The sequence below is a fragment of the Microbacterium sp. JB110 genome (assembly GCF_003335195.1).
GTDB lineage: Bacteria > Actinomycetota > Actinomycetes > Actinomycetales > Microbacteriaceae > Microbacterium.
The window spans coordinates 71,238-84,460 of the sequence record NZ_QPGM01000003.1; the positions used below are offsets into that span (position 1 = coordinate 71,238).

The 13,223-nt window shown below is 67.4% G+C and carries 14 protein-coding genes and 1 pseudogene; 10 read left to right on the forward strand and 5 right to left on the reverse strand.

Annotated elements, in window-relative coordinates; translation table 11 throughout:
• Window positions 1-5 precede the first annotated feature (5 nt).
• From ahcY to CIK77_RS06600, 3 genes and pseudogenes are all read left to right on the forward strand, one after another.
• Window positions 6-1,497 (forward strand): annotated as a pseudogene (ahcY, locus tag CIK77_RS06590) (adenosylhomocysteinase).
• A 55-nt stretch (window positions 1,498-1,552) separates the two neighbouring features.
• Entirely contained in the window at window positions 1,553-2,389 is an 837-nt protein-coding gene (locus CIK77_RS06595) for a metallophosphoesterase family protein (RefSeq protein WP_087056675.1), read from the forward strand.
• A complete protein-coding gene (locus tag CIK77_RS06600) occupies window positions 2,386-3,054 on the forward strand; it encodes a 4'-phosphopantetheinyl transferase family protein (RefSeq protein WP_220224446.1) in 669 nt (222 codons plus the stop codon). Before CIK77_RS06595 ends, CIK77_RS06600 begins: the two co-directional genes overlap by 4 nt.
• 32 nt (window positions 3,055-3,086) lie before the next feature.
• Here the strand turns inward: CIK77_RS06600 and CIK77_RS06605 are convergent, their stop codons facing one another.
• Complete coding sequence (locus tag CIK77_RS06605) at window positions 3,087-4,481, reverse strand: FAD-dependent oxidoreductase (protein ID WP_087056729.1); 1,395 nt, start codon at window positions 4,479-4,481, stop codon at window positions 3,087-3,089.
• A gap of 195 nt (window positions 4,482-4,676) precedes the next feature.
• Between CIK77_RS06605 and CIK77_RS06610 the strand changes: the two genes are divergently transcribed.
• Window positions 4,677-5,408 carry a siderophore-interacting protein gene (locus CIK77_RS06610; RefSeq protein WP_249268750.1) on the forward strand — a complete coding sequence of 244 codons (732 nt, stop codon included), beginning with the start codon at window positions 4,677-4,679 and terminating at the stop codon, window positions 5,406-5,408.
• Between the two features lie 13 nt (window positions 5,409-5,421).
• Here CIK77_RS06610 and CIK77_RS06615 read toward each other — a convergent pair whose 3' ends face one another.
• Entirely contained in the window at window positions 5,422-6,033 is a 612-nt protein-coding gene (locus CIK77_RS06615) for a DUF2249 domain-containing protein (RefSeq protein ID WP_087056672.1), read from the reverse strand.
• 51 nt (window positions 6,034-6,084) lie between these two features.
• Between CIK77_RS06615 and CIK77_RS06620 the strand changes: the two genes are divergently transcribed.
• Genes CIK77_RS06620 through CIK77_RS06640 form a run of 5 tightly spaced genes read left to right on the forward strand, consistent with a single transcriptional unit; the run spans window position 6,085 to window position 9,044 of the window.
• A complete protein-coding gene (locus tag CIK77_RS06620) occupies window positions 6,085-6,729 on the forward strand; it encodes a helix-turn-helix transcriptional regulator (protein WP_087056671.1) in 645 nt (214 codons plus the stop codon).
• Entirely contained in the window at window positions 6,726-7,151 is a 426-nt protein-coding gene (locus tag CIK77_RS06625; protein WP_170934270.1) for a hypothetical protein, read from the forward strand. Before CIK77_RS06620 ends, CIK77_RS06625 begins: the two co-directional genes overlap by 4 nt.
• A 13-nt stretch (window positions 7,152-7,164) precedes the next feature.
• Window positions 7,165-7,545: a cupin domain-containing protein gene (locus CIK77_RS06630; protein WP_087056669.1), complete on the forward strand. Its 381-nt coding sequence runs from the start codon at window positions 7,165-7,167 to the stop codon at window positions 7,543-7,545.
• Window positions 7,542-8,360 (forward strand): class I SAM-dependent methyltransferase, encoded by an 819-nt coding sequence (locus CIK77_RS06635; RefSeq protein WP_087056668.1) that lies wholly within the window; start codon window positions 7,542-7,544, stop codon window positions 8,358-8,360. Before CIK77_RS06630 ends, CIK77_RS06635 begins: the two co-directional genes overlap by 4 nt.
• Before the next feature lie 9 nt (window positions 8,361-8,369).
• Window positions 8,370-9,044 carry a hypothetical protein gene (locus CIK77_RS06640; protein ID WP_087056667.1) on the forward strand — a complete coding sequence of 225 codons (675 nt, stop codon included), beginning with the start codon at window positions 8,370-8,372 and terminating at the stop codon, window positions 9,042-9,044.
• Window positions 9,045-9,050: 6 nt separating this feature from the next.
• On the opposite strand, the gene CIK77_RS06645 is transcribed toward CIK77_RS06640, so the two are convergent.
• A complete protein-coding gene (locus tag CIK77_RS06645; protein WP_087056666.1) occupies window positions 9,051-10,412 on the reverse strand; it encodes an MFS transporter in 1,362 nt (453 codons plus the stop codon).
• A gap of 107 nt (window positions 10,413-10,519) precedes the next feature.
• On the opposite strand from CIK77_RS06645, the gene CIK77_RS06650 reads away from it, so the two are divergent.
• On the forward strand, window positions 10,520-11,203 hold the full coding sequence (locus CIK77_RS06650) for a helix-turn-helix domain-containing protein (protein WP_087056665.1): 684 nt from the start codon (window positions 10,520-10,522) through the stop codon (window positions 11,201-11,203).
• A 133-nt stretch (window positions 11,204-11,336) separates the two neighbouring features.
• On the opposite strand, the gene CIK77_RS06655 is transcribed toward CIK77_RS06650, so the two are convergent.
• Window positions 11,337-12,149, reverse strand: coding sequence for a GIY-YIG nuclease family protein (locus CIK77_RS06655; RefSeq protein WP_087056664.1), 813 nt, complete (start codon window positions 12,147-12,149; stop codon window positions 11,337-11,339).
• Window positions 12,149-13,024, reverse strand: coding sequence for a Shedu anti-phage system protein SduA domain-containing protein (locus tag CIK77_RS06660; RefSeq protein ID WP_087056663.1), 876 nt, complete (start codon window positions 13,022-13,024; stop codon window positions 12,149-12,151). Before CIK77_RS06660 ends, CIK77_RS06655 begins: the two co-directional genes overlap by 1 nt.
• Window positions 13,025-13,223: the final 199 nt, after the last annotated feature.

Consider the following 13,223-nt stretch of genomic DNA (forward strand, 5'->3'; position numbering starts at 1 on the left):
ACAGCATGGGTACCACTGACACCACCGCATCCCGATCCGCACGCCCCGGGTCGGACCCGCTGGACCACGTCGTCGCCGATCTCTCCCTCGCCGAGGCGGGCCGGCATCAGATCCGTCTCGCCGAGAACGAGATGCCAGGACTGATGGCGCTGCGCGAGGAGCTCGGCCCGGTGCAGCCGCTCGCCGGCGCCCGGATCGCGGGCTCGCTGCACATGACCGTGCAGACGGCCGTCCTCATCGAGACCCTGGTGGCGCTGGGAGCCCGGGTGCGGTGGGCCAGCTGCAACATCTTCTCCACCCAGGACGAGGCCGCCGCGGCCGTCGCCGTCGGGCCCGCGGGCAGCGTGGACGATTCCTCGGGCATACCCGTGTTCGCGTTCAAAGGAGAGACGCTCGAGGAGTGCTGGCAGCTTGCCGACCGGATCTTCGACTGGTCGGCGGAGGGCGCAGGCGGTCCGAACCTCATCCTCGACGACGGCGGGGACGCGACCGCGCTGGTCCACAAGGGCGTCGAGTTCGAAGCGGTCGGCGTCGTGCCAGAGCCCGCGAGCGACGACTCCGCCGAGTACCGGGTTCTCCTCGACACGCTGGGGGCCAGTCTCGCCCGCGATCCGCACCGCTTCACCCGCATCGCGGACGGGCTCATCGGGGTCACCGAGGAGACCACGACCGGCGTGCACCGTCTCTATCAGCTGCACGCACAGGGCAGGCTGCTGTTCCCGGGGATCAACGTCAACGACTCGGTCACGAAATCGAAGTTCGACAACAAGTACGGCATCCGCCATTCGCTGCCCGACGGCATCAACCGCGCCACCGATGTGCTCATCGGCGGCAAGGTCGCGTTCGTCGCCGGATACGGCGATGTCGGCAAGGGCGCCGCGGAAGCGCTGCGCGGGCAGGGCGCCCGGGTGATCGTCGGCGAAATCGACCCGATCTGCGCACTGCAAGCGACGATGGACGGATACCAGGTCGCACGTCTGGAATCGGTCGCCGGCGACGTCGACATCGTTGTCACCGGCACCGGCAATACCCGCGTCGTGACCGTCGAGCACCTGCTCGCGTTGAAGCACCTGGCGATCGTCGGCAACGTCGGGCACTTCGACGACGAGATCGACCTCGCCGGACTCGAGTCGGTTTCCCGGAGCCGAGAGAATCGAGATCAAGCCGCAGGTGCACGAGTGGCGACTGCCCACCGGTCGCAGCGTGCTCGTTCTCGGCGAGGGGCGCCTGCTCAACCTCGGCAACGCGACCGGGCATCCGTCGTTCGTGATGAGCGCCTCGTTCACCAATCAGGTCCTCGCCCAGGTGGAGCTGTTCACCAAACCGGCGGACTACCCCGTGGGCGTGCACACGCTGCCGAAGATCCTCGACGAGAAGGTCGCACGCCTGCACCTCGCCTCGCTCGGCGTGCAGCTGACCGAGCTCACCACCGAGCAGGCCGCCTACATCGGCGTGCCCGTCGATGGTCCGTACAAGCTCGACCACTACCGCTACTGATGGCACATCTCTTGGGCGCGATGCGGGGACGAGGGTGACGGGTGGGGGAGGACGTATGCCGAACTTGTGGGCCGTCAGCGACTTGCACGTCAGCTATCCCGAGAATCAGCCTTTCGTCGACGACATCCGACCGCAGCATCCCGGTGACTGGCTCATCGTCGCCGGCGATGTCGCGGAACGGTTCGACCAGATCGTGTCTACTCTGCGCACCCTCCGGGAATGCTTCGACATCGTCATCTGGGTGCCCGGCAACCACGACCTGTGGACCCTTCCCGGCGAGCCGGGGACCGCCCGCGGCGTCGCCCGCTATCTGCGGCTGGTCGCCGCTCTCCGCGACATCGGCGTGATCACCCCCGAAGATCCCTACCCGACCTGGGCGAGCGACCGCGGCCCGGTCGTGGTCGCTCCGCTGTTCGTCCTGTACGACTACACGTTCCGGCCGTCGGGCACGCAGTCGAAGGACGATGCTCTCGCGGTCGCGGAAGCAGCCGGCGTGATCTGTACCGACGAGCTGCTCCTGCACCCCGACCCCTACCCCACCCGGGAGGCGTGGTCCGCCGCCCGCATCGAGCACACTCGGACGCGACTGGACGCGCTGCCCCCGGACGCCCGCACCGTTCTGGTGAACCATTGGCCGCTCGTGCGCGAACCCACACGGCGCTTGCGATACCCGGAGTTCGCACTCTGGTGCGGAACAGAGCGCACCGCCGACTGGCCGGTCCGCTACCGCGCCGAGGCGGTCGTGTACGGGCATCTGCACATCCCCGCCACCGATCAGATCGACGGCATCCCGCATCACGAGGTCTCTCTCGGCTACCCCCACGAATGGGACCGGCCGGGTGCGTTCCCGCGCCGCGTGGTCCGCGTCCTCGGAGGGGAAGCGGGAACGTGACCGCCGGGCTCGGAGTACTGCTGGCCGCCGTCGTCGAGATCGAACAGACGACGGCCGACGCGCCGGATAGCGTGCTGTTGCCGGGCGAGCTCTCGGCCGTCGCCGGCGCCGTGCCCCGGCGACGCGCCGAGTTCGCTACGGTCCGAGACTGCGCCCGCCGCGCCCTGAGCCGCCTCGGTCACCCGTCGGTGCCGATCCTGCCCGGTCCGAACCGTGAGCCGCTCTGGCCCGGGGGAGTGGTGGGAAGTCTCACCCATTGCGACGGCTACCGCGCCGCTGCCGTCGCACGAGCCGCGGACATCCTGACCCTCGGTATCGACGCCGAGACCCACGAGCCGCTCCCGGACGGCGTGGCCGAGCTGGTCACCGTCGGCGATGAGCCGCACCTGCTCGCACGGCTCGCCGTCGCCGTTCCAGGCATCGCATGGGACCGGCTGCTGTTCAGCGCGAAGGAGAGCATCTACAAGGCCTGGTTCCCCCTCGCGCACGCCTGGCTCGACTTCACCGAATGCGAACTCGCTATCGACCCCGAATCGGGCACATTCACCGGACGACTCCTCGTCCCCGGTCCGACCGCCGGCACCCGCACCATCGACCAGTTCACCGGGCGATGGGCGATCCACGACCGCCATATCCTCACTGCGGTGTGGGAACCCGCAGACTAGCGAGTTGTCGGCACGCCGCGCGGGCTACCCGATCATGCGTGCGCCTTCTGGCCGACCTGCGCCGGTGAGTTCTCCCTCGAGTACGGGGTGTCGCGGGAGAACTCGACCATCTCGTCGCGCTCGACGATCTTGATCCGGGGGCGTCCTGCATGCTCACCGAGGGAAGTCTCGTGCGCGTCGAGTCGCTCCCACCCGTGGGTGTTCGTGTGCTCGATGCCTTTGCCCGTGAGGTAGGCGAGCACGGAGTCCGGGTCGGTCGACGCGGCGGTCGGGAGGGCGTCAAGGTCGGCGAGGAGGCAGTCGATGGTCTCAGACGCGTCGGACTTGGTGTGTCCGATGAGTCCGACGGGTCCGCGTTTGATCCACCCGGTCACATATGTCGCCGGCAGCGGTGCACCCTGGGCATCGAGCACGCGGCCGGCCACGTTGGGGATGACCCCGTCGACGTGGTCGAACGGCACACCCGGCACAGGTGAGGAGAGGTAGCCGACCGCGCGATACACCGCCTGGACGGGCCAATCGGTGATGATCCCCGTGCCGCGGACGTTGCCGTCACCGGTGAGCTCGGTGCGCTCGGTGCGCAGCCCGGTGACGCGGTCGGTGCCGAGAACGGCGACAGGGGCTTCGCAGAAGTGGATGTGGATGCGACGCGGCTTGGTGCTCGGCAGGTTGTCGATCCACCCCAGGAGCGTGTTGACGACCTGCTTGGTCTGACGACTCGCATGGATCGCCTGCTCGCTGGCTTCATCGATCTCGAAACCCTCGGGGTGGACGACGACATCGACGTTCGGAGAGTGCGCCAGCTCACGCAACTCCAACGGAGTGAACTTGATCTGCGCCGGACCTCTCCGAGCGAACACGTGAACATCGCTCACGCGGTTCGCCTTCAGCCCCTCGTACACGTTCGCCGGAATCTCGGTGACGAGCTGCTCATCCGCGGTCTTGGCGAGCATCCGAGCCACGTCGAGGGCAACATTGCCGGCCCCGATCACAGCGATCTGCTCAGCATCGAGCGCCCACTCGCGCGGCACGTCCGGGTGGGCGTCGTACCAGGAGACGAAGTCGGCGGCCCCGTGACTGCCGGGCAGATCGATTCCCGGGATGTCCAGGCGACGGTCGTCCATCGCGCCGGTTGCGAAGATGACGGCGTCGTAGAACATGCGCAACTCGTCAAGAGTGAGGTCCGTGCCGTAGTCGACGTTGCCGATGAAGCGGATCCTCGGCTTCTCGAGGATCCTGAGCAGCGCCTTGATGATCTCCTTGATGCGCGGATGGTCGGGGGCGACGCCATAGCGAACGAGGCCGTAAGGAGCGGGAAGGCGTTCGATGATATCGACGCTCGCGCTCTCATGATTCGTCGTCAGGATGTCGGCGGCATAGATGCCAGCAGGGCCGGCCCCGATCACCGCAACACGCAGGTCTCTCATATCGTCGTCTTTCTCCGCGAGGATCATGCTGCTTCAAGCGGCACGTGGTCGGACGGCCCCACTCCCCGAGGCCGACACTAGGATAGGTAAGGCAACCCTAACATTTGCTCAGAGTGGTCGTCCGAAAGGTACCTCGATAACGTGACTCTCTCTTCTCGCACGTCCCCGCGTCCGCCGCGTCCCACGCTCGATCTCGTGGTGGTGTCTTCCGAATGGCTGAGCCCATATCTGGTGCGGGTGCGGCTCGGCGGTCCGGGATTCGCGCTTTTCGGGGATCGGCCGGAGACGGATAAGTACGTCAAGCTGAAGTTCACCACGCCGCCGCCGGAGTCGCTTCCGGTCACGCGCACCTACACTGTGCGTCGCGTCGACGCACAGTCGCAGACCCTGGACATCGACTTCGTCGTTCACGGTTCCGAGGGCCTTGCGGCGCCGTGGGCCGCGGTCGCCGAGCCCGGTGCCGTGCTGAGTCTGCTCGGCCCGGGCGGCGGGTATCTCCCGAATCCGGATGCCGACTGGTACCTGTTCGCCGGTGACCTGTCCGCGGTGCCGGCGATCGCCGCGGCCCTTGAGACGCTGCCCGAGGATGCGGTGGGCGTCGCACTCATCGAGGTCGACGCCGAGGATGCCGTCCTCGACCTCGCAGCACCTCCCGGTCTCGAGGTGCGCTGGATCGTGGACTCGACTCACGATGAGGAGACCCTCGCCGACGCGGTACGTGCTGTTTCCTGGCGCGATGGGCACGTGGAGGTCTTCGCGCACGGTGAACGTGAGTCGATGAAGGCCGTGCGGCGCGTGTTCTTCGACGAGCGCGGCCTCGAACGTTCCCACGTGTCGCTGTCGGGGTACTGGGCTCGGGGTCGCACCGAGGATCGCTTCCAGGCAGAGAAGCGTGAGCCGATCGGACAGATCATCCCCGCTCAGTGAAGAGGAGCGTCGATCAGCCTTCGGTGCGCGGTGGCATCGGTGTGATGTTCAGGGTCGGTTTGCGATGGTGGACGGAGAAGTACCGCAGCCCGTCGGCGCCGGCGTCGATGCGGCGCTGGGACCGGGCCGGGAGCCAGAGCAGCGCGCCGGGTGTCAGTGGGATCTCACCGGTCTCGGTTCCGAGCGTGCCGCTGCCGGAGAGCACGTGGAGCAGCACGTCGAGGTCGGGACCGTCGTGCGTGTCGATCGTGTCCCCGGGCGGCAGGGCGATGATGTTCGCGTCGAGGTCACGGCGGGCGGGATCCAGTTGCCACACCGAGCCACCTTGGCCGGGCTCGAGTGCTGCCAGCAGCGCCGGCGTGTCCACGACGATCCGGGGCAGCGGTGTCCGCGTCGTGCGGACGATCCGCACAGGCCAGGCACCCGTGCTCGTCTCACCCAGGGACTCCCACCCGAACGAGCCGGGGAGCTCCCGATCGAATTCTTCACGCAGATGCCGCGGTTCGTGATCGTTGGTCAGCAGAAGCGCCTGACCGACGTCGAGGTCATCGAAGGCAGCGAAAATCAGAGGATGCCGCTGCGGCTTGGGGACCGCGCGAACGTCCAGCTCCCTGTTATTCGTCATGTCTTGCCTTCCTCCTATTTATTCCAATGATATCTGGATAAAATAGGAGCTATGCAAAGTGAAGTGCGGGATGGGCCGAGTGCACGTCGGCAGCAGGTGCTGCAGCTGCTGCGCGTCTCCGAGACGCCGATGAGAGTTGCGGCTTTGGCAGAGCGCCTCGGAGTGCACTCCAACACAGTGCGCTACCACCTGAGCGCCCTGGAAGAGGACGGGCGCGTCGAACGCGTCCCGTCAGTGGTGGCAGGACGCGGCCGGCCCGAGGCGCGATATCGGGTGGTGCCCGACCCTGGCCGCGGAGATCGGCGCTACGAGTTGTTGGCCAGCATCCTCATCGGGAGTCTGGGTGCGGGCGTCCACGCACGTGAGGCGGCGAAGCGGGCGGGGATGGCGTGGGGCCGCCGCCATGCGGAACGCTCAGACGGGGAGGATCTCAACCCGATCGAGCGCCTGGTCGCTTATCTGGGGGAGGTGGGGTTCGCGCCGCACCGCACCGAGGCGCGGATCATCGAACTGCACAACTGCCCCTTTCGCGAGGTCTTCGACGAGCAGGGCGACGTGGTCTGCGCCGTCCACGCCGGGCTGATGCGCGGCACCCTCGATAGCTGGGGGGCCGACACGATCGGCACCGACCTGGAACCCCTCGTGCGACCCGGCGTGTGCCGGGTCCGACTGGCGTCGACGGGAGTAGCGGCATGAACGGTGGGATGGTGGCGGCAGCGGCCGGACTGGTGTGGCTCGGAATGGTGATCGCGATCTCCTTCCTGGAGGCCCCACTGAAGTTTCGTGCACCGGGCATCACCGTGCCGCTGGGACTCGGGATCGGTCGTCTCGTGTTCCGGGCTCTGAACATCGCGGAGGCGGTCCTCGCGCTCATCGTCCTGGCAGGCCTCGCCCTCGCCGCGTGGCCGGCGGCGGGCTTCTGGTTGCTGGCGGCCATCCTGATCCTGGTCGTACAGCTCGCGGTCGTCCGACCTGTGCTGCAACGACGATCCAATCGTGTCCTCGCCGGCGAGACTTCCGGCAAGAGATCCCGGATGCATCGGGTGTATCCCGCGCTCGAAGCGTTCAAAGTAGTCGCGCTGCTGGCCGGCGGCCTCCTACTCTTGGCGACCCTGTGAAAGTGAGCCGACGATGACGCAAGACAGCAGCGAGCTTCAGGCCGTGAACCTCACCACGCGTCAGGAGAAGCTCCTGGCCACGGCACGCACCTCACATGCTCATCGTGCGGCGGACACCGTATACGGGTCTCGCGACACGGTTCTCAGGCAGACGATGCTCGCGCTCCTGGCCGGCAGCCACCTGGCTGAACATGACAGCCCGCCCGAAGCGACCCTGCACGTGCTGACCGGACGGGTCCGCTTGACCGGTCAGAACAGGACTTGGGAACTCGAGCCGGGCGATCTCATCGCCATCCCACCCGAACGGCATGCGGTGACGGCCCTTGAGGACAGCGTGTTCCTCCTCACCGTTATCCGCGCTGTGCCCGAAGCGACCGAAAGTACCGCAGCATGAGCGACGACGAACAGGCGCTGCCCTACGCACAGCGGAAGACAGGCGACGTTCCCGGCCATTGGCTGCTGGCCAGGCTCGGCAAGCGCGTGCTGCGCCCGGGCGGTCTCGGCCTCACTCGGCAGCTGCTGGATCACGCCGGCATCGGCGGCTCCGAGATCGTCGAGCTCGCACCGGGGCTGGGGCGCACGGCGATGGAGATCCTCAGCCGCGGACCCGCGTCATACATCGGGGTGGAGAAGGATGAGGACGCTGCCCGGCTCAGCGCGAGGGCTGTCGGATCAGTGGGGACAGTGGTGCAGGCCGACGCCGCGCAGACCGGGCTCCCGGACGCCTCCGCCGACATCGTCATCGGGGAGGCCATGCTGACGATGCAATCGGACACTGTCAAACGGGCGATCGTCGCCGAGGCCGCGAGGATCCTCCGGCCCGGAGGACGCTACGCGATCCATGAGCTTGGTCTGCACCCGGACGACCTCGACCCCGCGATCAAGACCGAACTGCGCAAGGATCTCGCCCGCGTGATCAAGGTCAATGCCCGCCCGCAGACCATGATCGAATGGCGTGCGCTCCTGGAGGAAGCGGGGCTCGTCGTCGACTGGACCGAAACCGCGCCGATGGCACTTCTGAGGATGCGCCGCAACGTTGCCGACGAAGGGATCCGCGGCACCGCACGCATCATCCGAAACGTCCTCCGCGACAAAGACGCCCGCGACCGAGTGCTGAGAATGCGGGCACTGTTCCGCCAACACGGGCACACTCTCCGCGGCGTCGCACTCATCGCCCACCGGCCGAGTGCGGGCGGTGCCGGCAGATAGCATGAGCCGATGACGACGCTGATCTCGGTGGCAACCCCGCGCTTCTGGTGGCGAACCACTGCCGAGCACGTTCGGCAATGGGTTCCGGAGGATCCTGACATCGAGGACGGGGCGCAACGCCACTCGGATCGGGATGAACAGCGCTGGAATCTCATCGCCGCGGCCGTGACCCAGGTCGGTGACGTCTTGGCGGCGGGATCCTGGAGCGTCGATCCCGAGCTCGACGATCGCGGGTTGGTTGCCCTCCCTGGGTATCCAGGTGACCTGACGCAGACGGAGCAGGACATCATCTCGGCATGGTTCAGATCGTCGGAGGCAGTCGAGTTCGATCCCTGGTTCGAGCCGCTGACCAACGGGCGTCATCGCCTGTGGGGAACGATGTCACATTTCGGCGCAGCATCGATCCCGATCCGAGGAAGTGCGCTCTGCCATGCCAACGCCGCGGACGCCGAAGTGCTCGGCGATGGCTGGCCTGGCCTGTATGCGAACGACATCGAGGAACTCGACGCACTGGATTGGTTCGACACGCGAGATCCGCTGAACGCGTCATTCAGAGCATCTCTTGTCACCGCCGCATCCGGTGCGTTCCCGTCGCCAGTCGATCCTGTGACACCTGGACTTCAGACGTCCTCGCGGAGCAAACGTCAATGGTGGTGGTCACGGAGGCGGGCGGTCAGTGCGTAGTGGCGGTCACTGCTCTTCAACTGTTCGATGTGCCCTGTTGGACAGCAGGGCGAGGGCGGCTGCTCCGACGAGCGCGATGCCGGTGGTGACATAGGTGACGAGCAATCCGGTCCGCAATGCCTCGGCGGGCGCCGTGGAGATCTCGTTCGTGCCGGCCCCTGCGGCGTACAGGGCGCCCATCAGCGAGGCTCCCGTGACCATGCCGAGGTTGCGCGCCAGCGCGAGTGCCCCGGATGCGGTGCCGCGTCGTCGCGGGGGAACCGAGCCGAGCACGGCGGTGTTGTTCGCGGCGAGGAAGAGCTGATAGCCCGGCGCCAGCAGGACGGTCCCGGCGACGTACCCCGGAAGCCCCAGCCATCCGGGCAGGAGCGCGAGGGCGAACGACCCCGTCGTCATCACCGCGAGACCGGCAGCGGTCATCCCGGCCGCTCCGCAGCGGTCGACGACGCGTCCCGCGATCATCCCCGTGCACACCGAGGTGATCGGCCCCGCCGCCATGACCAGGCCGATCTGCGCCGCCCCGAGCCCCAGGGCGCCGCCGAGGAAGAACGGGCCGATCACGAGAGTGCTCATCATCGCGGCCCCGACGACGAGGTTGAGGATGCTGCCGATTCCGAGCACGCGATCGGCGAGCATCCGCATCGGCAGCACGGGCGCGACCGCACGGCGTTCCACGATCGCGAACACGGCACCGGCCGCGACGGCGCCGATGATGAGCGCGGTCGTGACCACTGGTCCTTCCTCCACGGTCACGGCGAGCGCGTAGAGGGCGACCCCGCCGGTGAGGAGGACAACGCCGGCGAGGTCGAAGGGCGCCCGCTCGCGCCGGGGGAGACCGCCGACGGAGGGCATCGTGAGCGCGAGGGCGACCCCGCCCAGCCCGGCCATCGTCCAGAAGATCGCCGGCCAGCCGAGCCCCTGGAGCAGCAGGCCGCCCACGGCAGGGCCCGAGGCGGTGCCGATCGCGCCGGTCGTGCCGAGCATCCCCATGGCCCGGCCCAGGTGGGTCGAGGGCGTCGCGTCTCGCGCGATGGCGAGCGGGAGCGCCATCATGACCGCCGCGCCCATGCCCTGAACGACGCGCGCGGCGATGAGCACAGGCAGCGAGGGGGCGAACGCCGCGCCGATCGAGGCGACGACGAACACGCCCGCGCCGATCGCCAACGCCCGAGGCCTGCCCAGCGCGTCACCGAGAACGCCGGATGCGGCGCTCGTCGCCGTCATGGCGAGCAGATACGCGAGGGCGACCCATTGGGCCTCGCCGAAGCGGCCGCCCAGGTCCTCGGCGAGGGTCGGCAGGGCGACGTTCGCCGCGCTGGTGCCCAGCGAGGCGGTCAGCATGCTGACGGCCAGCCCCGCCAGCAGCATCCTCCTCGTCCTCGGCTCCGTCCCTTGCACACCTCCACCTTCTCCGCGACGGCAAGCGGATGGCAACTTTCGTTGCCGTTTCCGGGACGGCGTGATGACATGGGTGAATGGATTCCCCACGACGACCCGGCGGACGGGCGGCGGATGCCCGGATCGATGCGACCCTCGACCGGATCGGACCGCGGCTTCAGGAACTGCGCGCCCGGTCGGGCCTGACCCTCGCCGCCCTCTCGCAGGAGACGGGGATATCCAAGAGCACGCTCTCACGGCTGGAGACCGGGCAGCGGAGGCCGAGCCTCGAACTGCTCCTTCCCCTCGCCCGCGTCCACCGACTCCCTCTGGACGATCTCGTCGGCGGCCCGGAGACGGGGGATCCCCGCATCCGTCTGCGCCCTCGTCGCGTGAACGGGCGCACCGTCGTGCCGCTCACACGTCAGCCGGGTCAGCGGCACGCGTGGAAGGTCATCGTCCCGCGCACCACCGTCGCCCCGGCGATGTCCACGCATGCAGGATCGGCATGGATCTACGTCCTCTCCGGGCGGCTGCGGCTCATCGTCGGCACCCGCGACCTCGCCCTCGGCGCCGGTGAGGTCGCGGAGTTCGACACCCGCGTCCCGCACTGGTTCGGCAGCGATGGGGAGCACGACGCCGAGATCCTCACGATCTTCGGTGGGGAAGGGACGCCCGGCACCGCGAACGAGGAGGTCGCCCTGCGGCACCTGGACGAGGTGCTCGGCGACCCCACGGCTGCGGCCCCTCCGCGCGTTCCTCGGCGGCCTGCACGACGTTAGCCTCCGACGCCGCGCCCGCGGGTTTGCGGTAGCGGGCGATCGACCGGCTTTTGTGTTGCGGGTCGTCGTGGGTTGGCCTTCGAGTCGTTCTTTGGGGGAGTCCAGGCCGACGTTCTCGCTCGTCCTTCAGATGCTAGTTCCGGTTCAACCCGTGCTTGCGTGTGTCGAGCGCGATTTTGAAGTGGTTCTCCGACTCGTCGATCACCTGGGTGGGCGTGGATGGGTCGAACACTCGCAGGAGTGAGAAGCGAAAGTGGGTTGGATCGAGACCACGCAGTTCGACGTTGCCGCCGTGTCCGTTGGTTGCGTAGGCGTTCCAGCGTTGGCGGATGCTCTCCACGCCGTCGGCTTTGCCGACGTATTGGCGCCCGTCTCGAGTGTTGGTGATGAGGTAGATGCCGACCACTGACGCCAGTGCTGTGCGCCAGGAGGCGTACCGATGTTCACGCATCACGGCCTGGAGTCGCGGGTGCTCGAGGACGAGTCGATCGAAGCCCGGGAAGGGCACAGGTTCTGCGTCAGCGATGCCCATGACGGGATACCTCCCGGCGGTGGTGCCATACATCCACCATCTGCGTGGCGATCGCCATCCGATCACCAGGCGCTTGCGAAGGTCGGCCATGTGGTCGGTCTCGACGAGGTCGAAGACTCGCCGCAACCCGTCGTTCGAGAGCTCTCCACGGTTTTCCATCACCGACCACAGTCGTGCTTGATCGCCTCCCTCACGGATACACACAGCCCAGAAACGAGGCGGAATGGCCGGGAAGTTCCTCGGATTGGATGATTGGTTCCGCGTGTACTCGAGTATTTCCGCGTCGGTGGAGTCAGCGTGGATGCCGGGCGAGCCACTGTCCTCGTGCTCCTGAACATACGCGTGGCGAATCACCAGCGTGTTGGAGAGGTCGATGCCCGCATCGAGCAGGATCGGGCCGAGCGTCAGCGCCATCAGGCGGTTGCCTCTCCCGATGTTGACCTGGGCGGCCAGATGTGATGGAGGTCACCGTTGACGAGCCGTTCGCCTTGTTCGCGTTCGCGCGACCAGTGCTGTTGAAGCTCGGCCGCGCGTTCTGGAGTGATTGCGGGGTTGTTCGCGATTGCCCTGTCGATCGAGCCGAGATGATAGGCACCGGTGGGGTCCCCGAGCTGTTCGAAGGATTCGGGGATCCAGTCGACCTGGAGCTGGCCGTTGGCATGCATCGAGATCGTCAGAAGCTGTTCGTTCTGAGGCTTCCATACGAGCGAGTCGAACGTGCGCAGATGCCCGTCGTCGGTCCCGGCGAGGAATCGGCGTTTCTGGTGGCGCGCGGCGGGCGTGAGCGTGTGCTCTTCGGTGAAGTCCGATTCGCGACCGTAGATGAGTACGAACTGGGGGCGCAGTTCCCGTCGTGGCCATCTGCTCTTGAGGTACTGCTCTCGGAAGAGCTGCTGGTTGAGGGGCTCGCTGAACCATGCCCGCCACTGGTTCAGCTGATCCAGTGCCTGGTTGAGTGGGGCGGTCGGGGTGCCGTCGAGGGTGAACCAGCGCTTGGTAGGGCGTTCGATCTCGATGCAGATCGGCGTGATGTCGATCGTCGACCGGGTGATCCACATGAAGTCGGGGACCCTTTTCGCGTCCAGTCCTTGAAGCGGAGGCTGGCGGAAGACGCCGCTGTATGTGGGACCGTGGTGACCGCCCGGGCCGATGTCTCCCCAAGCTCCGGGAAGCAAAGCAACATGCCGTTCCAGGAACTGCTGGACCTCGTCCTCGGTGTCGGACTGCTTGATCTGTTCCCAGGCCCGTCGCGTTGCTTCGTCGCCGGCGTGATCGGTGGTGATGCTCATCGTTGAGCGGCCAGTGGATCAGTCGACGGGGCCTTCAGGCCGGATACGCTGCACTGCAGCCGGTCGGAGTTGGTGCGCTGTCGCGTGTGGGTTCCGCGAGACGGATTGAGGTGGTCTTTCGCCATCGCCGTGCCCCATTCTCCTCGGTGGCCACTTCATCCCGAGCGGCGACTAACGCCAATTCTAGGATGACGCTCCC